Source organism: Sideroxyarcus sp. TK5 (genome assembly GCF_054601595.1).
In genome coordinates, this window is sequence record NZ_BAAHSJ010000005.1 from 26,403 (window position 1) to 50,421 (window position 24,019).

Sequence of the window (24,019 nt, forward strand, 5' to 3'; positions counted from 1 at the left end):
CTGCCCGGCCCGGCACACTCACAACTACGGCAGCGTCCCCAGGAGGACAGATGAAGTACCCGCACGAACGCAGCGCCAGCGCGGAAGTCTCGCGCATCGCCCTGCAGAAGATGGCCGCGCATCAGGCCGCATTCACCCCGCCCAATTTCGCGGTCTGGTACGAGTATGTCTCCGGCATCAATCCCGAGCTGAGCAGCGCGCTGGAAAAACTCCTGAAGAAACATACCAAACTCCAGGACGAGCATATCGAGCAGCTGTATGCCGACCATGTCTCGGAGTGCGGCTCGAAGATCCACCTCACGCTGCGTGAAGACCTGAAGCAGCTGCTGGAGCGCCTCAACCGCCTCACCTCGGAGGCCGACGAGAAGACCTCGGAATACGGCGACCATCTGCAGGATTACGGCAGCCGCCTGCAAGGGGAACTCAGCGTGGCCGAGCTGGACCTGCTGGTGAAGGACATCACGCAGGACACCGAGCGCATGCACACCTCGGTGCAGAAGATCCATGTGCAGCTGGAGGCCAGCCACCAGGAGGTGGAACGCCTCAACCGCGAACTGGAAGCGCTCAAGGGGGCGGCGATGACCGATCCGCTGACCGGCGTGCTGAACCGGCGCGGTTTCGAGAGCTGTGCCGATACGCTGTTCGCCGAGCCGGATGCGGCCAGCCACAAAGGTTTCTGCCTGCTGATGCTGGACGTGGACCACTTCAAGAACATCAACGACAACTACGGCCACCTGCTGGGCGACAAGGTGCTCACCGCCATCGCCACCACCCTGAAGAGCAAGGTGCAGGGTCAGGACCTGGTCGGGCGGCTGGGCGGCGAGGAATTCGCCATCCTGCTGCCGAACACCAATCTGGACGGTGCTTTCGTGGTCGCCGAGCACATCCGCCAGGCGGTACAACGCGGCAAGATCCGCCGCCTCGATTCCAACCAGAACATCGACGGCATCACCATCTCCATCGGCATCTCGCCGCGCAAGGACAAGGAAGACCTGAACGAGATGATCGCCCGTGCCGACAAGGCGCTGTACCGCTCCAAGAAGGAGGGGCGCAACCGCATCACCATCCTCGACTGAGGCCGATCAAGGTCTGGTGCGCGCCACCAGATCGATCAATGCGGACATCCCGCTATGTCCCGTGCCCTCATGTATGACACTGTCGTGCTCACACAGATGCAGGATATCCATGTCGGCACATAACTCGCGCAGTATGGTCTCGGTGTATAGGTTCTCCACCTGCGAGGGGCCGCCGGTCTTGTAGTCCAGCTGGCGCGGCGTATAGCCCTGCAACAGCAACAGCCCACCCGGCTTCAGGTGGCGCTTGAGATTCTCGAACTGCACCGGACGCAGATCCGGCCCGACGAACTGGATGAAGATGGCCGCAACCACATCGAATCGCTCGGTGCTGCGCCAAGCCAGAAGGTCGGCCTGCTCGAAACGCATCGTCACGTTGCGTGTCTTCGACAGTCGTTTCGCCTTGTCCTGCGCCACCGGCGAGGCATCCAGCGACAGTACCTCCAGCCCCTGCTCCGCCAGCCACACACCGTTGCGTCCCTCGCCGTCGGCGACGGCCAGACAACTCATGCCCGGCCTGAGCAGACCGTGCTGCGAGACCAGAAAGGCGTTCGGCTCCGTGCCGTAGAAATATTCCGCACCTGCGTAGCGTTCGTTCCAGATACTCATACGCCACTCCACAGATACCACCACGCGCTGAGCGTGAAGAAGGACAGGATCAATCCCACCGCCACCATCAGATTGGACAGGTCGGGGTCGAGATCATGCTCTTTCGCCACGATGGCGGCAGTGATCATGGAGGGCATCGCCGCCTCGAACAAGGTAACTTGTATCGCCAGCCCCTGTGCACCAAGCCATTGCACATACAAAAGATAGATCGCCAGCGGTGCCAGGATGAGCTTAAAGCCCAGTCCTAATGCGAGATTGCGCTTGTGTTCCGCGATATGCCCCAGCCGCAATTGCAGGCCGACCGACAGCAGCGCCAGCGGTGCCAGCGTGTCACCCAGGCGCTTAAGCAATACCGTGAACCAGTCCGCATATTCAAACGGGATCAGCAGGAAAGCGATGACCATGGAGATGAACGGCGGGAAGGTCGCGATGCGCTTCACGATTTGCGCCGCTGTCGGCCGCCCTGAAGAATAGATACCCGCCACAGTGATGCCCAGCACCGACAGCACGAAGAACGATCCCAGTTGGTCGGCTACGATGGCGGTGGCCAGCCCTTCCTTGCCATAGAAGGCATCGACCATGGGCAAGCCGAAGAAGGAGGTGTTGCCCAGCCCGCCGACAATGATCAGCGCGCCGGAGGTCTTGCGCGGCAGATCCAGCCAGCGGCCGACAGACCAGAAGAAGAGCGCGGACAGACCGAACACGATCCACGCCATCAAGGCGGTCAGCACGACATCGCCGGAAAGGTGGATCTGATGGATATACAGCAGCGTCAGCGCGGGCAGCGAGACATGGATGATGAAGCTGTTGAGCGTGGCGGGTGCATTGTCCGGCATGCGCCGGAAGCGGCGCAGCAGCATGCCCGCGACGAAGCAGAGGATGAGCAGGATGAGGTTGTTCATGCCTCTGCTTGATCGTGAGGGATCAGGGCTTGATGTGTTCGGAGATGAACGCCTTCAGCTTCACCACATCCGCATCCATCACCACCACACGCTGCGGCAAGTCTTCCAGCCCGACCGTGGATGCCGGACGTTCGGGCTGGCGGCCCAGCGCTTCCTGGATGGTCTCGGCGAACTTGGCGGGCAAGGCGGTCTCCAGACAGATCAACGGCAGGCTCGGACGGCGCTGCTCCAGACCGACCTTCAGGCCGTCTGCGGTATGCGTATCGATCATCACGCCGTATTCCTGCCACACCTCGCGGATGGTCTTCAGGCGGTCCTGATGCGTGCTCTTGCCGGACGAGAAGTGGAAGCCGGACAGTGCATGCCAATACTCAGTGCCCTTGATGTCGAAGGAACCGCCCTGGTCCACCTTGCTCCAGAACTCGCGCACCTTGGCACCGTCGCGACCGACCAGATCGAACACGAAGCGCTCGAAGTTGGAGGCCTTGCTGATATCCATCGACGGGCTGCTGGTCTCGTAGGTATGGTCGGTGCCGCGCGGGCGATAGACGCCCGTGCGGAAGAACTCGTCCAGCACATCGTTCTCGTTGGTGGCAAGGATCAGCTGGCCGATGGGCAGACCCATCATGCGCGCGATGTGGCCCGCGCAGATGTTGCCGAAGTTGCCGGACGGCACCGAGAACGCCACCTGCTCGTCGTTGGATTGGGTCGCGGCGAAGTAGCCCTTGAAGTAGTACACGATCTGCGCCGACACGCGTCCCCAGTTGATCGAGTTCACCGTGCCTATCTTGTGCGCGGCCTTGTAGGCGTGGTCGTTGGACACTGCCTTAACCATATCCTGCGCATCGTCGAACATGCCGTTGATGGCGATGTTGTGGATGTTGGGGTCTTGCAGCGAATACATCTGCGCGCGCTGGAAGGCCGACATCTTGCCGTTCGGCGACAGCATGAACACGCGGATGCCGCGCTTGCCGCGCATCGCATATTCGGCGGCGGAACCGGTGTCGCCCGAGGTCGCGCCGAGGATGTTCAGTTCCTCGTCCTGCTTCGCCAGCGCATACTCGAACAGGTTGCCCAGCAACTGCATGGCCATGTCCTTGAACGCCAGCGTCGGGCCATTGGACAACTCCTGGATGAACACGCCCTCGCTCAGTTTGCGCAAAGGGGTGATCTGCGTCGCATCGCTATCGGGGCGACCGTTGCCGTACACCTCGGCGGTATAGGTCTTGCTGACGATGGCCTTCAGGTCGGCAGCAGGGATGTCGGTAGCGAACTTGGACAGCACGGCAAAGGCGAGGTCGGCATACGACAGCTTGCGCCACGCATCCAGCTCCTCGCGCGTCACTTTCGGATATTGCTCCGGCAGGTACAGGCCGCCGTCCGGCGCGAGACCGCCCAGCAGTATCTCGGTGAAGGTCCTGGCGGGCGCATTGCCGCGGGTGGAGATGTATTTCATCAAATCGCCTTAATCTAGAATTACTCGAACTACAAACCAAAACACTGCTTTAATTCTTTAGCGGCATTAGTTGAATCACCCTGCCCACTACGAACTACACCTTTAATTTTCCATTTTTCAACAGCAGTCTTTTTATCATTAAGCAAATTCTTATTTGCTGCCAATCCACTTTGAATAAGATAAGACTCGGCTTCATCAATCGCTGTTTTGTTCACCGGGCCAGCCTTTTTATCAAGCATTACAAAATACAAAAGAGGCGTCCCTTTTCCCTGATCCGCCAAAGCCTCGTTGTATTTATTTTTCTTATGGTCAGTAAATACTTCTTGCTTAAAACTTTTTGTTGCCTTGCCAACATAGACCGGTTTCGACCCACGCCCAGCTCGAAGAGCAAAAACATAGCATCCTACCCCAGTCGCTACCGACGAATGATCATCCCAAAACTTGATTGACTCATCACTCGTCACAACACGACCCGACTTTCCCTTTTTTACAGGAACTTCAAAAGGGCCTTTAACTGTAAACGATGCCATGTTTTACCTCACTTTTAGCAAATTATTTTCCCAGCTCTTCCATACGCAGCTTGGTCACCTTGCCCGCCACCACACCCAGCTTCTCGATCTTGGCGATCGCCGCGTTGATGCTCTTCTCGCGTGTCTGGTGCGTCAGCATGATCAGGTCGGCTTGTGCCTCACCTTCGCCCGGCTCCTTCTGGATCACCGCGCCGATCGAGATCTTCTCGTCGGCGAGGATGCGGGTGATGTCGGCCAGCACACCCGGCTTGTCCTGCACGCGCAGGCGCAGGTAGTAGCTGGTCTGCACATCGTCCATCGGCAATATCTTCAGGTCGGACATCGCGTCGGGCTGGAACGCCAGATGCGGCACGCGATTCTCCGGGTCGGCGGTATGCATGCGCGTCACGTCCACCAGATCGGCGATCACCGCGCTGGCGGTCGGCTCGGCACCGGCCCCCTTGCCGTAATACAGCGTGGGGCCGACCGCATCGCCCTGCACCAGCACCGCGTTCATCGCTCCTTCCACGTTGGCGATCAGGCGCTTGCTCGGGATCAGGGTCGGATGCACGCGCAGCTCGACGCCTTCCTCCGTGCGCTTGCTGATGCCCAGCAACTTGATGCGATAACCGAGCTGTTCCGCGTAACGGATGTCGATGGCATCGAGTTTGGAGATACCCTCGATGTGCGCCTTGTCGAACTGCACCGGGATGCCGAATGCCAGCGAGGCCAGCAAAGTGATCTTGTGTGCCGCGTCCACGCCTTCGATGTCGAAGGTCGGATCGGCCTCGGCGTAGCCCAGACGCTGCGCTTCTTTCAGCACGGTGTCGAAGCTCAGGCCCTTGTCGCGCATCTCGGACAGGATGAAGTTGGTGGTGCCGTTGATGATGCCGGCGACCCACTCGATACGGTTCGCCGTCAGACCTTCGCGCACCGCCTTGACTATAGGGATGCCGCCCGCGATCGCCGCTTCGAACGCGACCATCACGCCCTTGTCCTGCGCCGCCTCGAAGATCTCGTTGCCATGCGTTGCCAGCAGTGCCTTGTTGGCGGTGACCACATGCTTGCCGTTGGCGATGGCCTTCATCACCAGCTCTTTCGCCACACCGTAACCGCCGATCAGTTCGACCACGATATCCACGTCCGGATCACTCACCACCGCGAACGCATCGTCCGTCACGCGGCAAGCACCCTCGGTGATCTTCCTCGCCAGATCGAGATTGCGGTCCGCCACCACAGTGATGCGGATGGGACGGCCGGCACGGCGGGTGATCTCTTCCGCGTTGCGCTGCAACACGGTGAAGGTGCCGCCGCCGACGGTGCCGATACCCAGGAGACCTACATTGATTGGCTTGATGCTCATGGTTCTCTTTCTCTTAGTTGGTGCCGTGACGCTTGCGATAGTTCTCGAGGAAACGCGCCAGACGATTGAAAGCTTCACGCAGGTCGTCCGCGTTGGGCAGGAAGACGATGCGCATGTGGTCCGGTGTCGGCCAGTTGAAACCGGTACCCTGCACCACCAGCACGCGCTCCTCTTCCAGCAGTTCGAGGATGAATTGCTGGTCGTTCTCGATCGGATAGACCTTGGGATCGAAGCGCGGGAACAGATACAGGCCGGCCTTGGGTTTGACGCAGCTCACGCCGGGGATGGCGGTCAGCAACTGGTAGGCCAGATCGCGCTGTTTTGTCAGCCTTCCCTCCGGCGCCACCAGATCGTCGATGCTCTGGTAACCGCCCAATGCTGTCTGTATCGCGAACTGTCCCGGCACGTTGGAACACAGGCGCATCGAGGCGAGGATGGTGAGGCCGTTGATGTAATCCTGCGCATGTTTCTTCTCGCCCGAGATCACCATCCAGCCGGAGCGGTAACCGCAGGCGCGGTAGTTCTTGGACAGACCGTTCAGCGTGACGAACAGCACATCGTCCGCCAGCGAGGCGATGGAGGTGTGCTTCGCGCCGTCGTACAGCATCTTGTCGTATATCTCGTCGGCGAAGATCACCAACTCGTGCTCGCGCGCGATCTGGATGATCTCTTTCAGGATGTCGTCCGAATACAGCGCGCCGGTCGGGTTGTTAGGATTGATGATGACGATGGCGCGCGTGTGCTCGGTGATCTTGCTGCGCATGTCGTTCAGGTCCGGGTTCCACTCCTTCGCTTCGTCGCACAGATAATGGCGCGGCGTTCCGCCCGCCAGCGTCACCGCCGCCGTCCACAGCGGATAATCCGGTGCCGGCACCAGCACCTCGTCGCCGGGGTTGAGCAGGCCCTGCATCGCCATCACGATGAGCTCGGACGCGCCGTTACCGATATAGATGTCGTCCAGTCCCACGCCCTTGATCTTCTTCGACTGGCAGTAATGCATGATCGCCTTGCGTGCGGCGAACATGCCTTTGGAATCGGAATAGCCGGATGAATTCGGCAGATTGAGGATCACGTCCTGCTGGATCTCTTCCGGCGCTTCGAAGCCGAAGGGCGCAAGGTTGCCGATGTTCAGCTTGATGATGCGCTGGCCTTCCTCTTCCATCAGCTTGGAGCGTTCCATCACCGGCCCGCGGATGTCATAGCAGACGTTGGCAAGCTTGGACGATTTCAATATGGGTTTCACGGTCACTCACTCGAATTGGCCCGGAAACGCGAATCGCAGCCGATGGTAGAATCCGGCGCAACCCCGCAATTTCCGCAAGGGACGGGATTTTACCTGCGCCACCCCCGCTGCGGCAAACGATTGGAGAGAAGATTGGCCCTGCACCTTGAGAAAGTCTCGCACCTGAAGACCTTCACCGGACACGGCGACGGCTACGTCACCGTCAATGACCGGCGTTATGAGCAGGCCGTGGTCGTCACCGCCGCTGCCGTGCAGACCGACTGGCCCGCAACCGACTTCGCCGGCCTGACTGGGGATCATTTCGAGTATTTCCTGGCGATGCACCCGGAAGTGCTGCTGCTGGGTACCGGCAAGCGGCAACAGTTCGCTCATCCGCAGCTGTACCAGCAACTGATCCAGGCCGGTATCGCCGTCGAATTCATGGACACCCCCGCCGCCTGCCGCACCTACAACATCCTGGTCGCGGAGGATCGCAAGGTCGTGGCGGCGGTCCTGCCATCCTGAGGAAACAATATGACCGAAGCCCTGAAGAACGTCCTCGCCCAGACCGAACAAGTCATCCTCGGCAAACCGCAACAGATCCGCCTCGCCCTCGCCTGCCTGCTGGCGCGCGGCCACCTGCTGATCGAAGACCTGCCGGGCGTGGGCAAGACCACGCTGGCGCATGTGCTGGCGCGCACGCTGGGCCTGCAGTTCCAGCGCATCCAGTTCACCAGCGACATGCTGCCCGCCGACATCCTCGGCGTCTCCATCTATCAGCGCGAGAGCGGCGACTTCAAGTTCCACGCGGGGCCGATCTTCTCGCAGATGATCCTGGCCGACGAGGTGAACCGCGCCACCCCCAAGACGCAGAGCGCGCTGCTGGAAGCCATGGAGGAACACCAGGTCACCAGCGAGGGCGAGACGCGCCCGCTGCCCTCGCCCTTCTTCGTCATCGCCACGCAGAACCCGACCAACCAGATCGGCACTTTCCCTCTGCCAGAATCGCAGCTCGACCGCTTCATGATGCGCATCCAGCTCGGCTACCCGGATGCCGCTGCCGAGCGCGGCCTGCTGTCCGGCGTGGATCGGCGCGACCTGATCGCCGACCTCCAGCCGCAGATGCAGACTTCCGAACTGTTCGCCCTGCAGGAACAGGTGCGCAAGGTGTTCGTCTCACCCGCCCTGCTCGACTATGTGCAAGCCATCCTGCGCCACACGCGCGAATCGGCGCGCTTCGTTCACGGTCTGTCGCCGCGTGCCGGTCTGTCGTTGCTCGCCGCCGCCCGCGCCTGGGCGCTGCTGGACGGACGCGATGCGGTCATCCCGGAAGACGTGCAGGCCGTGCTGCCCGGCGTCGCCAGCCATCGTCTGCAGAGCGTGCACGACACACAAGCTTCGGACGGCGAGAGACTGGCGCGCGAACTGATCGAGGCGGTCGCCATCCCTTGAGGGGCGCGCGATGAAACTGCCAGACATTCGCGGCTCTCTGAAACATAAGTTCCGCAACTGGGCCTTCCGCCGTACCGTCGAGACCGGCACGGTACTGCTCAACCAGCGGCGCATCTACATCCTGCCCACGCGCCAGTTCTTCGGTTTCGGCTTCGTGCTGGTACTGATGCTGCTGGGCGACATCAACTACAACCTCAGCCTGGGCTACGTGCTCACCTTCCTGCTGGCCACCACCGGCGGGCTGTCCATGCTGTATGCCTTCCGCAACATGGCGCAATTGGAGATCCATGCCGGATATGTGGAACCAGTGTTCGCCGGGGAACAGGCGCGCTTCGTGTTCCACTTCAACAATCCCGGTTCGCTGCCGCGACACCAGATCCATCTGCACGACGACGCAGGGCACGAGACCGTGTTCGACCTGCCCGCACTGACCTCCACCCCGGTGGAACTCGCCCTTCCGGCCACAAAACGCGGCTGGCTGGACAGCGGCCGCCTGACACTCTACACGCGCTTCCCGCTGGGGCTGTTCAACGCCTGGAGCTACATCCACTTCGATGTGCGCGCATTGGTCTATCCCAAACCCGCTGCGCCACAAGCGTTACCGATCGCCGCCGCACCGGACGGCAGCGGTAAAACGACGATACGCGGCGACGAGGATTTCGCCGGGTTGCGCAACTACGTGCCGGGCGACGCCATGCCGCGCATCGCATGGAAAGCGCTGGCACGCGAGCAGGGGCTACAGGTGAAGGAGTTCTCGGCACAGCAGGGCCAGCAACTATGGCTGGACTGGTCGCAACTGCCGGACATCGCGCAAGAGCGCAAACTGGAACTGCTCACGCGCTGGGTGCTGGATGCCGATACGCAGGGGCTGCATTACGGATTGCGGTTGCCGGACGGGGAGGTCATACCACAACACGGTCCTGCACATCGCGCGGAATGCCTGCGCAGGCTGGCCTTGTACGGGATTCCGCAGCCATGAAGCTCTCCGCCCAACTCGTCTACGGCTTGGTCGCCTGCATCCTGATGGTCAGCGCCCCTCATGCCGAGCATCTGCCGCTGTGGGTCAGCGCGGAGTGCGGTGCATTACTGCTGTGGCGCGCCTGGCTGGCACGCAGCGGAAAAGCGCTACCGCCGCGCTGGCTGCTGCTCGGCATCACCCTGCTCAGCGTCGTCGGCATCGCCATCGGTTTCCGCTCGCTGTTCGGGCGCGAGGTCGGCGTCACTCTGCTCATCCTGCTGTCCACGCTGAAGCTTCTGGAACTGAAGGCCGTGCGCGACGCGACCATCGTGGTCTATCTGTCGTGCTTCATCATCATCACCAACTTCTTCTACTCGCAGAGCATCCCCACCGCGTTGTTCATGCTGGCGACCCTGCTGGTCATCCTCGCCACCTGGGTGCACATGCAGACCGGCGACCTCGCTTTCAAGCCCAGACTACGCATCGGCGGCATGCTGCTGTTGCAAGCCATCCCGCTGTCGCTGATCCTGTTCGTGCTTTTTCCACGCGTGCAGGGGCCGCTGTGGGGCCTGCCGCAGGACGCCTATGCCAGCAGCGGACTGTCCGACACCATGTCACCGGGCAGCATGAGCAAACTCTCTCTGAACGACGCGGTGGCGTTCCGCGTCAACTTCGACGGCGAGGCCCCGTCGCGCGACCGCATGTACTGGCGCGGACCGGTATTGTGGGATTTCGACGGCACGACCTGGAAGCGCGGCCGAAACGCCACCACGCAAAAAAGCACACTGGAAGACACCGGCATGTCGCTCGGCTACACCGTCACGCTGGAACCGCACAACAAACGCTGGCTGTTCGCGCTCGACATGCCGGACAAGCTCTCCATCCCACACCGGCTCACGCCCGATTTCCAGTTACTGAGTGAAAAGGATGTGAGCACGCGCCTGCGTTACCACGCCGAATCCCTCCTCAGCTATCGTGCCAATCCGGATGAACCGCCACGGCAATTGCAGCGCGCACTGAACCTGCCGCGCGGCCTGAATCCGCAGGCGCACGAGCTGGCACAGGGTTGGCGCACTCAGCATCCTGACGATGACGCCGCGATCGTGCGTGAGGTGTTGCGCCACTTCAATCAGGGCGGATTCGAATACACGCTGGAACCGCCCCTGCTCGGCATGAACGGCGTCGACGAGTTCCTGTTCCAGACCCGGCAGGGCTTCTGCGAGCACTACGCCGGCAGCTTCGTCTACCTGCTGCGCGCCGCCGGCGTCCCGGCGCGCGTGGTCACCGGCTATCAGGGCGGGGAATACAACACATTGGGTGATTACTACATCCTGCGCCAGGCCGATGCACACGCCTGGGCCGAGGTGTGGCTGGGCAAGCGCGGCTGGGTGCGTTACGACCCGACTGCCGCCATCGCCCCTGCGCGCATCGAGAGCGGTCTGTCTGCCGCCGTCAGCAACCCGGCCGCCCTGCCCTTCATGGCACGCAACCCGCCACCCTGGCTGCGCAACCTGCGCTTCAACTGGGACGCGCTGGCCAACCAGTGGAACCAGTGGGTGCTGGGTTACAACAGCGAGACACAATTCGCCTTCCTCACCCGGCTGGGCATGGAAGACATCAGCTGGCAGAAGTTGGCGCTCAATATGCTGGCCGGTATCTTCATCTTGGTCGGCGTGTTCACGCTGCTGCTGTTACGCCGACTGGTGGTGCGCAGCAGCGACCCGGTGCAGGCATCCTGGCTGAGACTGTGCCTCAAGCTGGGAAAGGCCGGGCTGCCGCGCGCGCCGCACGAAGGCCCGCTGGATTACGCGGCGCGCGTCGGTGCCGCGCATCCAGAAGTTGCGGCAAGCATGGACGACCTGGCCGCACGCTATGTCGCCTTGCGCTACCGGGCACCCGGCGACGACACCGCACTGCTTGCCTTCAAGCGTGCCGTTGCATCATTCAGGCTATAATCCGCGCCATTTTCAACGAGGCCCGCATCATGCAGATCACCCGCAGACTGGAATTCGATGCCGGTCACCGCATCCCCAACCACAACAGCCAGTGCCGGCACCTGCACGGCCATCGCTATGCCATCGAGATCACACTGTCCGGCGAGGTCATCACCACCGAGGGCGTGTCGGAACAGGGCATGGTGATGGATTTCTCGGATGTGAAGCGCATCGCCAAGGAACAAGTGGTGGATGCGTGGGACCACGCGTTCATCGTGTATCGCAACGACAAGACGGTGCTGGAGTTCCTGGGGACTTTGCCGGGACACAAGACGGTGGTGCTGGATGTGGTGCCGACTGCGGAGAATCTGGCGCGCGTGGCGTTCGATCTGCTCGACGGCGCATATCAGGACATCTACGGCAACCATCTGCGGCTGGAACGCGTGCGCCTGTACGAGACCCCCAACAACTGGGCCGACCACACGCGCTGATCAGGTCCCGGATTCCTCAGTATCATCCAGCAGTGCGTGCATGGCACTGCCCTCGGACATATCTGTGCAACAGGATATGAGCACAGCGGCACAGAGGTTCCTGCCCGCCTCATCCCCGTCGTGCGAGTGCAGGCGGATCTCGCGTGTCAGCGCAGCGTCGCTGTCCTCTTCAAAGGATGGCAGCATCTTTCTCACCTCGCTCGTAAACCACATGCGCACGTCCGACCAGTAGCGGATCCACCGGGCCGATGCGCCCCATATCCTTGTTCGAGTAAGGCAGCTTGTGCAAGACATAGCGCATCGCATTCAGTCGAGCGCGTTTCTTGCAGTCCGACTTGATCACCGTCCACGGCGTGTCCGCAGTATCTGTATGGAAGAACATCGCTTCCTTGGCTTTGGTGTAGCTGTCCCACTTGTCCAGCGAAGCGAGATCGATGGGGGACAGTTTCCAGTGCTTGAGCGGATGGACCTTGCGCTCCTTGAAACGCCGACGCTGTTCCTCGCGGCTGACAGAGAACCAGAACTTGATGAGATGGATGCCGCTGCGGGCCAGGTTGCGCTCGAACTCGGGCGCCTGACGCATGAACTCGTTGTATTCGTCGGGTGTGCAGAATCCCATGACCTGCTCGACTCCGGCACGGTTGTACCAGGAGCGGTCGAACAGCACGATCTCCCCTGCGGTCGGCAGTTCCTGAACATAGCGCTGGAAGTACCATTGGCCGCGCTCGACTTCAGAAGGTTTCTCCAGTGCAACCACGCGCGCACCGCGAGGATTGAGGTGCTCCATGAAGCGCTTGATGGTACCGCCCTTGCCTGCCGCATCGCGACCCTCGAACAGGATCACCACCTTCTGACCCGTCTCCTTCACCCAGGCCTGCAGCTTCAACAACTCAACCTGTAGCTGGAACTTCTGCTTCTCATAACTCTTGCGCGAAAGCAAATGTCGGTAAGGATAGCCGCCGCTGCGCCAATCATCAGCCAATTCATCATCAGGATGACTTGCGCCAGTTCTGGTCAGCACCGGGTGGCGCATCAACTCCGCCCGGAGCTTCACAGCCTCGTCCGGAGATGCCTCGTCGAGTATCACGGTGAGTGCCTTTCCCAATGCATCGGTATCGCCCGGATCGATGGAGGTGAGTATCCCCTGCAGTGCAGCAGCCTTGGCACCGATCGCTGCATCTACCGCCTGCTCCACCGTGAAATCCTCTATTGCTTCGGGCGTCAGTTTGGGTGGTACGTCACCTGCCGAAACCGCCCTGGTGGCAGATTTTCGTCGTCTTGCCGCAGCCTGACTGACTTGCCCCGCCACAGCCGGCGTCCTGTTAGATCGTTCCATGAGTATCGTTCCGCTTGATGTTCCAGTCACACACTCGGATCACCGGCAAGACACGACCCGCTGCCTCATCGCGCACACCTGCCGGTTGATCCACTCAGTGCCGAATGCTAACGGAACATCCACCCCAGTCACATTGGCCTTTGGCCCAATAGACACGGACAAGTATTCCTGACAAAAAGCTGCCCGGAATCGGGAATCCCCGGATCATTGAATACAGAGCATCGAATGGACGCAGAGATCGGATTCAATCGCACAGACATACTGGCCCAACTGAACCAACGCGGATCGCTGTCGGAGAAGATGCAGGCCATCCGTGCCGCGGCCAGCAGCTGCTGTGACTTCATCCACCGTATCTCTGTTGCCATCTATGACCCCAGGCTCGACCTGCTCAAGACGCTTGCCCACAGCACGGATGACGGGAACCCACTCCCCGGTTACCAGACAAGACTGTCTGACACACCATCACTGAAACGGATATTCCTGAGCGGCAAGCCGCGCATCATCAACGACCTCTCGGTGCTGATAGAAAGCGAACAGACACACACGAAACGGATCGTGGATCACGGTTATCGCTCCAGCTACACCATCCCCATGTATGCGAACGAACAACTTTCCGGCTTCATATTCTTCAATTCACGGCTGCCCAATGTGCTGCATGAGAAAGCCCTGACCAACCTGGACATGATCGCAAGGCTCATCTCGCTGCTGGTCGAACTGGAACTGAACATGGTCAAAACCATACACGGCGCGCTCAGGACGGCAACCAGCTTCTCCAGCTACAGGGATCCCGAGACAGGGGCACATCTGGAACGCATGTCTCACTTCTCGAGACTGATCGCCAAGGAGATCGCGCTGGACTGCGGAATGGATGACGAGTTCGCGGAGACCATGCTGTGGGCTTCCCCCATGCACGACATCGGGAAGATCGCCATCCCGGATCACATACTCCGCAAACCCGGAAAGCTCACACATGACGAGTTCGAAGCGATGAAGGCACATACGACCAAAGGCCGCGAACTCATCGACAACATGCTGAGCAACTTCAACTTCGGCAATAGCAGCCTTGCACCGATGATGTCCAACATCGCCGCCTATCACCACGAGAACATGGATGGCAGCGGATATCCTTGCGGTTTAAGGGGCGAAGACATCCCGATCGAGGCGCGCATCGTCGCAGCCGCCGATGTGTTCGATGCGCTCACTTCGAAACGCTGCTACAAAGAAGCCTGGAGCAATGCGGCCGCATGCAAAGAACTGCGCGCACTAGCGGAATGGAAACTGGACAAACGGTGCGTGGAGATCCTGCTGGACAATCTGCCCGCGATTATCGATATCCAGGCCAGATTCCAGGATGACGTCACGACAGGCCATACGAATCCACCCAGCGCAGGATAGCCCTTCCCTGCGCGACACGGTCATGACGAGATCCTGATGACCGGTTCCGCCTCCACCCTGTTCCGCCCCCTGCGTTTCGCGTTGTACAAGGCCCGGTCAGCACGGTCGAGCAAGCTGGACTCATCCTCCTCCGGATCATACTCGGCCACCCCGAGGCTGACCGTCATCCGTATGCCGTTCACAAGTTCCTTCCGCTCGATGGCAGCACGCAGCCTGTTGCAGAAACCCGCCGCGGCATTCAAAGGCGTGTTGCTGAGCAGGATCGCGAACTCTTCGCCGCCCCAGCGCACGGCGCTATCCACTTTCCGGATGGTGGCAGTGATCTCGGAACCGAGCAGTTTCAGCACCGCATCGCCGACCAGATGTCCGTGTGTATCGTTGATCTGCTTGAAATGATCAATATCCAGGATCACCAGCGAGAAGGGCGCTGCGCCATATCGTTTGACCCGCTCTTTCTCCTCGTCCATCCTGATCTGCAGCAGCCTTCTGTTACCCAGTCCCGTCAGCACATCGGTGACGGAGAGGTGTTCCAGACTGCGCGCCTTCTCTTCCAGCATATCGACGAGTTCATGCAGTTCGGAGGAGTGGTTCTTCAGGATGTTGATCCAGGCGCCATAGGCATAGCTGATCAGCTCGCTCTGCGAGATGACCCCGACCAGCTGCCCCATCTCATCCACCACGATCGCGCGCTTGATGCGGTGCTGCTTGAGCTGCAGCATGGCCTCGTTGATCGATGCGGAACGTGGCGAAGTGATGACGGGCGTGGTCATGTATGCGGCCAGCGGCTTGTTCGCGGCCTTGCCGGAAGAGATGATCCCGAACACATCCTTGGTGGTCACGATACCGATCGGCCTGCCCTCGTCGACCACGATGATCGCGTCTTCCGCCTTGCGGAAATGGTGCATGACGTCCTCGAGCACCCAGTCTGACGTGAACATCACCGGCTCCGTCCGGATGATCATCTCACCGATCTTCTTCCGCTCCAGCAGTATCGCGGGATCGATCGAGGTCAGGATGTCGGTCCGGGTAACGATCCCGACCAGGCTGTTGCCGGCATCCACCACCCCGAAATGGGACACGCCGGTGCGGTCGAAATGTTCGAGCACCACCAGCAGCTTTTCCTTCTCCGGGATGCACTCCAGATGCCTGATGGGCAATGCCGAAAGCCGGGTGGTGTAGTCACCGCCCGAGTGGACAAAACCGAGCAGATCTTCCACCGTGAAGATATGCCGCGCTCCCCCGGTCTCCAGCACCACACTGCTGACCTTTTCCTTGTCCATCAGGATCGCGGCCTCCCTGACGCTGATGGCCGGATCGCAGCGCAGGATATCCCTGTGCGCGACGGAACCTATATTGGGAAAGACCGCATGCTTCATATGCCGCTCCGTGACCTGCCGTCTTCCAGCTTCAGGCTGGCCTGCCTGTAACGCTCGAACTTCCTGACGAAGTCCGCGATCGTGTTCGACTGGGTCTTCTCCATCACCTTGGCCCGGTGCGCCTTGACCGTTTTCAGGGTGATGCCCAGAACGTCGGCGATATCGAGATTGGAGCTTCCGCTGCCGACCAGTCCCGCCACTTCATGCTCCCGCTTCGTCAACAGCGCGAACATCGCCAGCACCCCCCTGCTCTCCGATTCCTCGCTGGCAAGACTGGCATGGCGGGCGAATGCATCCTGTATCTGCGTGCGGATCGCAGACAGGGTGAACGGCTTGCGGATGAACTCCCCCTGGAACAGGTTCAGCAACTGCCCGGTCGCCGCAGTGGCAGCGGGCGTGCCTATGCATAGCTTGGGTATCGTGCGGATATGTTCGTTCGCATACCAGGCGGCCTCGGCCGGCAAAGAACGGACATCGACCACCAGACAGAACGAGCGGGAAGCGACCGCACTATCCGCAGCATGATTGTCGAGCCACTCCGCAAGACTCCGGCAATCCGGAAACGCACCCGCAGCGAAGCCCGCTTCTGCGGCGATGCGCGAGATACCCTTGAGGGTGGCTATATCCTCATCGATGACGACGACCATCCCGGCTGCTGCCTCTTTCACCACATCCTCCTCCCCTGCCGCGTTCGACAGGCCATGTTCACTTGGGCTCGTTGGCCTTCTCGTTCTTATGATAGTTCACGTAGACATAGACCGGGATGTCCAGATCGCCAAGCTGTTTGGCTATCAGTGGCCGGATATCCTGCCACTCCAGTCCGCCCACCCCGCATGCCAGCTTCGGCAATGCGACACTGTCGAGTCCTTCTTTCACCACCAGTGCCCGCAATGCATGCAACGCATGATTGACATGACTGACAGTTGCGCGCCCGGGTTTGCTGCCATGGTCATAGGCGGGCTCCTGGGTGAAAAGGTGTACCAGCAACCGACCTTCGCCGAACTTCCATGTCGCCAATGCTCCCGGCTTGGGATGCAGGGTCTTGCAATGGTGACGAAAATCCTTGTACATCTCAGGCATGCCCTCGCGCAATTGCAAGGCCAGCCCCTGATGGAAATCATCGTTGGGAGAAACGCCATGCGCGATGACTTGTGCCCCGCTACCCAATATGTCCCCGTCCAGTTCATAGATCATTCACATCCCCCCGCTCAACACTTAATGTTCTGTACGATCCATCAATAGCGATTCTTCCCAGCATCGCTGCAGGTTCGCCCCGACCTTCTCCACCACGCCTTTGTCGAGCTTGCCGTTATCCGCCTCCAGCCTGAGTATCCCCAGTATCTGCTCGGGCGGCAGTGCCTCGCGATACGGTCTTCGTTGCGCCAGCGCCTGAAAGACATCGGCCACCGCCAATATCCTGGCCTCGATCGAAATCTCGTGCTCTCCGGTCATATACGGGTAACCAGATCCGTCGACCCGTTCATGGTGCTGCGATGCCCAGGTCGCCACCTGCTCCATCCCCCTGACATTCTTAAGGATGTCGTAGGTGTCGAAACTGTGCCGGTGCATGATGCAATGCTCGGTCTCACTCAAACTCCCAGGCTTTTCCAGCAACTCATCCGGAACCCGCAGCTTGCCTATGTCATGCAGCAATCCGGCCAACTCCAGCAATTCGCAACTCTCCTCAGACAGTTCGAACTCATTTCCCAAATGTTGCGCAAGCCTGGCCACCCCTTCGGAATGTTCCTTGGTGAAACTACTCTTGGCATCAACCACATGGGAAAAGACCCCCACGACACTTTTCAATTCCTCGAACGAGACCGCCCTCTCTCCAGAATGCGAGAGCCAGGTCGCCAGATAGCCGTTCACATGCTCCCGCTCTAACCGGAACCAGAATGCATCCGACTTGGACACTTCCATGAAAGCATCGACAAGACCGGGATAGAACCAGTCTCCCGCATAATTCCCGACCACGGCGCATATCCTCTCTTTGCCCAGCAAGATATCTCTCCCGTCGGTTATCTCCCTGAGCGTCTGCACATCGACCCGATCGACCAGATAGATACAATTGGCGATCAATTTGGTCGAATCAGCCAAATCCAGCCGTTCCAGCATCTCCCAGTGTGTGTGGTGATAAAGGATATTCGGCGCGAGGTGGACGAGCAGCGAACATCCCTGCAACAGATCATGACCAACGACGCAATGGTCCTTCTCCAGCTCCCATTCCAGCTCTGCCAGATGTTTGTGCACCTGTGTCTTCGACACCCCGATGTCATGGAGGATCGCACTCTGGAACAACTCGTCCAGCATGGCACCGTTCCAGCCCAGCTGTTTGCCGATCTCTGTCGCCATGTACGCCACCCGCTTGCCATGATGGATGTGGCTGACCCCCACCAGATCCAGCGCATTTGAGAGCGAATACACCACTTCGTGCAGATTGACGTTATATGTGGCCATGATCCTCGGGACGGTTACCAGTTCGAGGGTGATCACCCCCATCTGCCCCTGCTGGTGGGGGCATTTTCAACCGTCGAATGCTATCTAAATCACCAGCCGGGGGATATTGGCCTTTGGTCCAATACCAGCTGTGAATTGGGATTTTCTTGAAAGACCGAATAAGGATGAAGTTAGGGTAGCTGACAACCCGATAACGTCACCACGGGCAGACCGGGCAGATAAGTTAATACTTGCCGTACGCGCCCGCCACGACCCTGTCCCTGCCGCTGCGTTTGGCCTGATACAAGGCCGCATCCGCCGACTTCACCAATATTTCCAAAGAGACCTTATCGTCCGGTAGCACGGATACCACGCCACAACTGATAGATACGAACTTGCTGCCGGTCGCGTAGTGCGGCACTTTGAGATCGGCCACCATCTGGCGCACCCTTTCGGCGATCCACATCGCGCCATCCTGATCCGTCTCGCCCAGCACCAGCGTGAACTCCTCGCCACCGAAACGGGCCGCCAGGTCGGTGCCACGCGGAGCGGCGCGCGCGATCCGGTCGGCCACTTTCTTCAGGCAGTCGTCACCCGTCTGATGGCCGTATTTATCGTTGAACAGCTTGAAGTAGTCGATATCCATCATCACCAGCGCCAGCGGCTTCTTCATGCGCAGACAGCGCCGCCATTCGCGCTCCAGGAAGCTATCCAGCGAGCGCCGGTTGGCGATGCCGGTCAGCGCATCGGTGGTGGACAGCCGCAGCAGCTCGGCATTGGCACCATCAAGTTTCTGTGTGACATCGACCAGCTTGCGCTGCATGCCGACCAGCCGTTGCATGGCGCGCACCTTGGCATGGAATACCACTTCGCTGACCGGCTTGACCAGATAGTCGTCGCCGCCGGCGGAGATACCGCGCGCAAGATCCTCGTCGGAACTCATCGCCGTCAGGAAGATGATGGCGGCCCACTCCTGCTCGCCTTCCAGCTTGCGTATCCGGCGCGCCACTTCGAAACCGTCGATGTCCGGCAGCTTGATATCGAGCAGCACCACATCGGGCTGTTCGCGTTCGTAGATCTCCAGCGCCTGCTCGCCGTTCTCGGCGATCAGCGGGTCGCTGACATGCATGGCCGCCAGGTAGTTCCTCAATACCTTGACCGTGACTTTGCTGTCTTCCACCACCAGTATCTTGAGTGCGTCCACGTTGCTATCCATGTGCTGCTATTTCTGTGGCGATCCTAGTGAATTGGATCGATCCTGCTGCCACTGTTCCACCAGCTTCTCGAAGTCCGCCAACGGCAGTGGACGACCGAACAGATAGCCCTGGAACTTCGAGCAGCCGCGCTCGACCAGTGGCGATATCTGCGCGTGCTCCTCCACCCCTTCCGCGATGACACCGAAGCCGAAATTCCCGGCCATGCCGGCGATGGTCTGCACCATCATGGCGTCGCCGCTATCGGTGAGGATGTCGCGCACGAAGGACTGGTCGATCTTGAGCAGGTCGATGGGCAGGCGCTTGATATATTGCAGCGAGGAATAGCCGGTGCCGAAATCGTCCATCGAGAAACGCACGCCGATCTCTTTCAGCGCCGCCATCTTGCGCGTCGCCTCTTCGATGTCTTCCAGCACCAGGTTCTCGGTCAGTTCCAGTTCCAGCCTGCGCGGATCGGCACCGCTATCGCGCAGGATGTCTTTGACCTGGCGCACGAAATCCGGCTGATGGAACTGCACCGGGCTGATATTCACCGCCAGATGCATGCGCCCCAACTGCGGGTGCGTCTCCCATAGCTTGAGCTGGCGACAGGCGTTCTCCAGCACCCAGTGTCCGATGGGAAGGATCAATTTGGTCTGTTCGGCCATGGGGATGAACTGCGCCGGCGACACCATGCCCAGTTCCGCGCTGCGCCAGCGCAGCAGCACCTCCGCCCCGAGCAGCGTCCTCGATTCATCCGTCTGCACCTGGTAGTACATCTCCAGCTCTCCCTTGGACAGTGCATCGCGCAACGCCCCTTCCAGCAGGGTGCGCGATTCCAGCACCGCCTGCATGGAAGCCTCGAAGAAGCTCACCTTGTTGCGCCCGCCTTCCTTGGACTGGTACATCGCCAGGTCGGCCTGTTTGAGCAATTCCTCGCTGCCGACGCCATCCCCCCGGAACAGAACGATACCGATGCTGGGCGAACTCTGGTGCATCGTGCCGGACAAGTCATACGGCTGCGACAAGGCGACACGGATCTTCTCGGCGATACGCCCGGCCTGTGCGACGGCCTCGTCCTTGCGCACGTTCAAATCCTCCAGCAACACCACGAATTCGTCGCCGCCGAAGCGTGCGATGGTATCGGTGTCACGCACACAGGTCCGCAGCCGCCGGGCGACCTCCACCAGCATGCGGTCACCGTATTCATGGCCCTTGGTATCGTTCAATACCTTGAAGTGATCGAGGTCGATGAACATCAGCGCGCCGAAATGATCGCTGCGCGCGCTCTGTTTCAGCGCACGCAGCAGATGGTCCTGCAACAGGCGCCGGTTCGGCAGCGAGGTGAGCGGATCGTAGAACGCCAGGTTCCGGATCTCTTCCTCGGCTTTCTTGCGTTCGGTGATATCGACGAAAACCGCCACGAAGTGGGTCACCTCATCCATGTGCTTCACGGCGGTGATGGTCAGCCACTTGGGATAGATCTCGCCGCTCTTGCGCCGGTCCCATACCTCGCCGGACCAGCGCCCCTCGTTGAGGACGGCATCCCACATGTCCCGGTAGAACGCCCGATCGTGACGCCCCGAAGCGAGGATGCGCGGATTCTTGCCCAGCGCCTCTTCCTCCGAAAAACCGGTCGTCACTTCGAACGCATGGTTCACCTTGATGATGTTCGCGTCGCGGTCGGTCACGATGATCGCTTCCTGCGTCTCGAACGCCACGGAAGCGATACGCCCCTGCTCGGCCAGCGTCTCGCGCTCGGTCACGTCCTGCACGGTACCAAGCGAGCGTAGCGGCTTACCGGTCTCGTCGAAGGTGGAGGAACAGCGCTCTTCCACCCATTTGATGCGCCCGTCCGGCATCTGCAGGCGATGGATGATGCGGTAAGGTTTCCTGTCCTGCAGCGATTCGGCATACGCCCGCTCCACCTTCTCGCGGTCATCCGGGTGGACCGCATTGAGGAAGGCCTCATACGACGCGCCGAAACGATCGCGGTCGATCTCGAAGATGCGGAATATCTGGTCGGACCATTTCAGTTTGTTGGCGACGAGGTCCAGCTCCCAGCTGCCGAAGTGGCCGACATCCTGCGCATCCTGCAGCAGCTTGCGTTCCCGCTCCAGCTCCGCGCGCGCGCGCACGCGGTCCTCGATGTCGCGCACGAAGACGAAGAAACGGTCCTCGCCCTTCCAGTAGGTGGCCGTGATCTCCACATCGAACGTGCTCCCGTCCTTGCGCCGGTGCCGCGTCTCGAAAACGTCCCAGCCGCGCTCGAGCACCTCCTTCAAATGCGCCGCGACCGCCTCGGGGGTTTGCTCCATCGCTTCCAGCTGCGGTACGCACATATCCAGTAGTTCCTCGCGGCTGTAGCCGGACATGTTGCAATAGGATGCGTTCACATCGAGCAGACATCCCCGCCTGTCCAGCATCCAGTAACCGTCGATGGTGGTGTCCAGCAGATGCTTGCGGCTGCTCTCCGCCTGCTCGCGCAAGCGGATGTTTTCCCCGATCTGCTCGGCCATGCTGTCGAAACGCCGGCCCAGTTCTGACAACTCATCCTCGCCGCGCAGGCTGGTACGCACCGAGAAGTCGCCATCCGCCAGCCGCGTAGCGGCATCGAGCAGCACGCGCACACGCTGGCTGACCAGCCGGTGCAGGATGTAGGCGACCAGCATGGACGCCAGCAACATGATGAAGCTGAACACCAGCGCCTGCTCCACCGCCTCCTGCCGCGCGGCCGACAATTGGCGGCTGATATCGGCCTCGACATACAACACCCCCATCTGCTTGTCCAACCCGCCCTGGCGATAGGAAACCACCAGCGGGAAGTAGCCCTGCAGCAGCGAGGGCTGTTGCGGATTGAACGCCAGCCTGCTGGCCGCCCCCTGTGCGACGGCATGAGCGACCCCCTCCTCGTACAGCGTATGGGCCGCGACCGGCTCGCCCTTCCAGCGGAAGCGGTTGGACAGGATCACCCGGTGCTGCGTGTCGGACAGCACCAAAGTGTTGATCCCCGGGCGCATGGCCATCAGCGACAGGCTGAGCATGGCTTCCGCCTCGTCGCCTTCGGTCAGGCGGTTGTAGAGGATGTTCTGCAGCTGCGCCATCTCCAGACCGATCTCGCGCTGCATGTGCTGCTCGATGCTGCTGCGGTTGTTGCGCCCCTGCTGCACGAACATCAGCAGCGCGCTGACGAGGGTCACACTCATCAGCACCAGCGGGATCAGGATGGAGAGTCTCTGCTTCATGGGCTCAGTATCCGAGGCAAGCCTGCAGGTCGGGGATCAAGGCTGAGGCCGGATCGACACTGTGCTTGAGCTGGCCTTCTTCCAGCATCACCGCCCCCAGACGTCGTGCCGGTTGCAGGATGCCCCGCCCGCTGCCGATCAGTTCCAGATTCTCCGCCCCCGATGGCGTCTTGATACCCTGCACCATGGTCCGATATTCCTGCGGCGTCACTCCCAGCCGCTTGGCGATCGAGGCCGCCGCCGGCTGCGGCGACTGTTCCATGTAATCGAGCGTGCGCAGCCATTGCCGCGCCACATTGCAGACCCCGGCGCGGCGCGCGACGAAAACATCCTCATGCACCAACATCAGGTCGAACACTTCGTTGGGGATGTCACTGCTGTCGAACAACACCTGCGCGCCCTGCGCCGCGAGGCGTGTCTTGAACGGCTCGAAAGTGATGAAGGCATCGGCCCGCCCCTGGCGGTACATCTCCTCGTGTTTGCTCTCGGCACTGGGGATGACCTTCACATCCTTGCGCGTCAGCTTTGCAGCATCCAGCGTGCGGCTCAGCATATACACACCGAGCGGGATATTGAGGATGGCGATGCGCTTGCCCTTCAGTCCGGCCAGCGACTTCACGCCGGGCGAGGCCATCACCGCATCCGCGCCGTTCGACACATCCATCACCATCAGGATGCGCAAGCGCACCCCGCTGTGCAGCAGGTCCAGCGTCTCGTCCAGCGTCAGGGTGGCGATATCGGCAGAGTGGTTGCGGAAGGATTCCAGCGTGATGTCGGATGACGGCAGTTCGAACAGCTGTGCGTCCCGCTCGGTCAGATATCCGATCTCCTGTGCCAGATACAGCGGTTCGTAGCCCGGCCACGGGCTGCTGGCGACGCGCAGGGGCGGCTCATGCACGCGGTCGCATGCGGCCAGCAGCATGACCGCTGCCAGCAACAGCCATGAGATCGGCGCACGTGTTGCAAATGACTTCAAGCTGGCTCCCCTCCTGAATATCCTGCCAAGACTCTTCGCGGTCTCGTGAAGCAGGGCCCGGTTCATCCGCGCCGGGACGCGCAGAATTATACG

22 protein-coding genes are annotated in these 24,019 nt (G+C 60.6%); 7 read left to right on the top strand and 15 right to left on the bottom strand.

Annotation, left to right across the window (positions count from 1 at the left end):
- Nucleotides 1–50 precede the first annotated feature (50 nt).
- Nucleotides 51–1,076, top strand: coding sequence for a GGDEF domain-containing protein (locus ACYPYQ_RS09555; RefSeq protein WP_459723501.1), 1,026 nt, complete (start codon nucleotides 51–53; stop codon nucleotides 1,074–1,076).
- A 6-nt stretch (nucleotides 1,077–1,082) separates the two neighbouring features.
- Here ACYPYQ_RS09555 and ACYPYQ_RS09560 read toward each other — a convergent pair whose 3' ends face one another.
- From ACYPYQ_RS09560 to ACYPYQ_RS09585, 6 genes are read right to left on the bottom strand one after another with little or no spacing between them, the layout of a single operon-like run.
- Nucleotides 1,083–1,682: an SAM-dependent methyltransferase gene (locus ACYPYQ_RS09560; protein ID WP_459723505.1), complete on the bottom strand. Its 600-nt coding sequence runs from the start codon at nucleotides 1,680–1,682 to the stop codon at nucleotides 1,083–1,085.
- Nucleotides 1,679–2,584, bottom strand: a complete 906-nt coding sequence (locus ACYPYQ_RS09565; protein WP_459723507.1) for an AEC family transporter — start codon at nucleotides 2,582–2,584, stop codon at nucleotides 1,679–1,681. The genes ACYPYQ_RS09560 and ACYPYQ_RS09565 overlap by 4 nt, the downstream gene beginning before the upstream one ends.
- A 22-nt stretch (nucleotides 2,585–2,606) precedes the next feature.
- A complete protein-coding gene (gene thrC, locus ACYPYQ_RS09570) occupies nucleotides 2,607–4,040 on the bottom strand; it encodes a threonine synthase (protein WP_459723510.1) in 1,434 nt (477 codons plus the stop codon).
- Between the two features lie 29 nt (nucleotides 4,041–4,069).
- Nucleotides 4,070–4,570, bottom strand: a complete 501-nt coding sequence (locus ACYPYQ_RS09575) for a hypothetical protein (RefSeq protein ID WP_459723512.1) — start codon at nucleotides 4,568–4,570, stop codon at nucleotides 4,070–4,072.
- Between the two features lie 22 nt (nucleotides 4,571–4,592).
- Nucleotides 4,593–5,906, bottom strand: coding sequence for a homoserine dehydrogenase (locus ACYPYQ_RS09580; protein ID WP_459723819.1), 1,314 nt, complete (start codon nucleotides 5,904–5,906; stop codon nucleotides 4,593–4,595).
- A gap of 19 nt (nucleotides 5,907–5,925) precedes the next feature.
- Nucleotides 5,926–7,155, bottom strand: a complete 1,230-nt coding sequence (locus ACYPYQ_RS09585; protein ID WP_459723514.1) for a pyridoxal phosphate-dependent aminotransferase — start codon at nucleotides 7,153–7,155, stop codon at nucleotides 5,926–5,928.
- A 132-nt stretch (nucleotides 7,156–7,287) separates the two neighbouring features.
- Between ACYPYQ_RS09585 and ACYPYQ_RS09590 the strand changes: the two genes are divergently transcribed.
- From ACYPYQ_RS09590 to queD, 5 genes are read left to right on the top strand one after another with little or no spacing between them, the layout of a single operon-like run.
- Nucleotides 7,288–7,659 (top strand): Mth938-like domain-containing protein, encoded by a 372-nt coding sequence (locus ACYPYQ_RS09590; RefSeq protein WP_459723516.1) that lies wholly within the window; start codon nucleotides 7,288–7,290, stop codon nucleotides 7,657–7,659.
- 9 nt (nucleotides 7,660–7,668) lie between these two features.
- A complete protein-coding gene (locus ACYPYQ_RS09595) occupies nucleotides 7,669–8,586 on the top strand; it encodes an AAA family ATPase (protein WP_459723519.1) in 918 nt (305 codons plus the stop codon).
- A gap of 10 nt (nucleotides 8,587–8,596) precedes the next feature.
- Nucleotides 8,597–9,565: a DUF58 domain-containing protein gene (locus tag ACYPYQ_RS09600; protein WP_459723522.1), complete on the top strand. Its 969-nt coding sequence runs from the start codon at nucleotides 8,597–8,599 to the stop codon at nucleotides 9,563–9,565.
- The gene (locus ACYPYQ_RS09605; RefSeq protein ID WP_459723526.1) at nucleotides 9,562–11,499 is read left to right on the top strand and encodes a transglutaminase TgpA family protein; all 1,938 of its coding nucleotides are present in this window, start codon (nucleotides 9,562–9,564) and stop codon (nucleotides 11,497–11,499) included. The genes ACYPYQ_RS09600 and ACYPYQ_RS09605 overlap by 4 nt, the downstream gene beginning before the upstream one ends.
- Before the next feature lie 29 nt (nucleotides 11,500–11,528).
- The gene (queD, locus tag ACYPYQ_RS09610) at nucleotides 11,529–11,969 is read left to right on the top strand and encodes a 6-carboxytetrahydropterin synthase QueD (RefSeq protein WP_459723530.1); all 441 of its coding nucleotides are present in this window, start codon (nucleotides 11,529–11,531) and stop codon (nucleotides 11,967–11,969) included.
- Here the strand turns inward: queD and ACYPYQ_RS09615 are convergent, their stop codons facing one another.
- Together ACYPYQ_RS09615 and ppk2 are read right to left on the bottom strand one after the other, a co-directional pair.
- Nucleotides 11,970–12,155 carry a hypothetical protein gene (locus tag ACYPYQ_RS09615; RefSeq protein WP_459723534.1) on the bottom strand — a complete coding sequence of 62 codons (186 nt, stop codon included), beginning with the start codon at nucleotides 12,153–12,155 and terminating at the stop codon, nucleotides 11,970–11,972.
- The gene (gene ppk2 / locus ACYPYQ_RS09620; RefSeq protein WP_459723538.1) at nucleotides 12,139–13,305 is read right to left on the bottom strand and encodes a polyphosphate kinase 2; all 1,167 of its coding nucleotides are present in this window, start codon (nucleotides 13,303–13,305) and stop codon (nucleotides 12,139–12,141) included. The genes ACYPYQ_RS09615 and ppk2 overlap by 17 nt, the downstream gene beginning before the upstream one ends.
- 225 nt (nucleotides 13,306–13,530) lie before the next feature.
- Here ppk2 and ACYPYQ_RS09625 point away from each other — a divergent pair, with 225 nt between their 5' ends.
- Nucleotides 13,531–14,700: an HD domain-containing phosphohydrolase gene (locus ACYPYQ_RS09625; protein WP_459723542.1), complete on the top strand. Its 1,170-nt coding sequence runs from the start codon at nucleotides 13,531–13,533 to the stop codon at nucleotides 14,698–14,700.
- A gap of 20 nt (nucleotides 14,701–14,720) precedes the next feature.
- Here ACYPYQ_RS09625 and ACYPYQ_RS09630 read toward each other — a convergent pair whose 3' ends face one another.
- The 7 genes from ACYPYQ_RS09630 to ACYPYQ_RS09660 form a co-directional block, all read right to left on the bottom strand.
- The gene (locus tag ACYPYQ_RS09630) at nucleotides 14,721–16,076 is read right to left on the bottom strand and encodes a diguanylate cyclase (protein ID WP_459723545.1); all 1,356 of its coding nucleotides are present in this window, start codon (nucleotides 16,074–16,076) and stop codon (nucleotides 14,721–14,723) included.
- Nucleotides 16,073–16,744 carry a response regulator transcription factor gene (locus ACYPYQ_RS09635; RefSeq protein ID WP_459723548.1) on the bottom strand — a complete coding sequence of 224 codons (672 nt, stop codon included), beginning with the start codon at nucleotides 16,742–16,744 and terminating at the stop codon, nucleotides 16,073–16,075. Before ACYPYQ_RS09635 ends, ACYPYQ_RS09630 begins: the two co-directional genes overlap by 4 nt.
- Before the next feature lie 37 nt (nucleotides 16,745–16,781).
- Nucleotides 16,782–17,270 (bottom strand): macro domain-containing protein, encoded by a 489-nt coding sequence (locus ACYPYQ_RS09640; protein ID WP_459723551.1) that lies wholly within the window; start codon nucleotides 17,268–17,270, stop codon nucleotides 16,782–16,784.
- Nucleotides 17,271–17,291: 21 nt separating this feature from the next.
- The gene (locus ACYPYQ_RS09645; RefSeq protein WP_459723553.1) at nucleotides 17,292–18,533 is read right to left on the bottom strand and encodes an HD-GYP domain-containing protein; all 1,242 of its coding nucleotides are present in this window, start codon (nucleotides 18,531–18,533) and stop codon (nucleotides 17,292–17,294) included.
- Nucleotides 18,534–18,756: 223 nt separating this feature from the next.
- Entirely contained in the window at nucleotides 18,757–19,728 is a 972-nt protein-coding gene (locus ACYPYQ_RS09650; RefSeq protein WP_459723556.1) for a diguanylate cyclase, read from the bottom strand.
- Nucleotides 19,729–19,734: 6 nt separating this feature from the next.
- Nucleotides 19,735–22,950, bottom strand: a complete 3,216-nt coding sequence (locus ACYPYQ_RS09655; protein ID WP_459723558.1) for an EAL domain-containing protein — start codon at nucleotides 22,948–22,950, stop codon at nucleotides 19,735–19,737.
- Between the two features lie 4 nt (nucleotides 22,951–22,954).
- Nucleotides 22,955–23,926: an ABC transporter substrate-binding protein gene (locus ACYPYQ_RS09660; RefSeq protein WP_459723561.1), complete on the bottom strand. Its 972-nt coding sequence runs from the start codon at nucleotides 23,924–23,926 to the stop codon at nucleotides 22,955–22,957.
- Nucleotides 23,927–24,019: the final 93 nt, after the last annotated feature.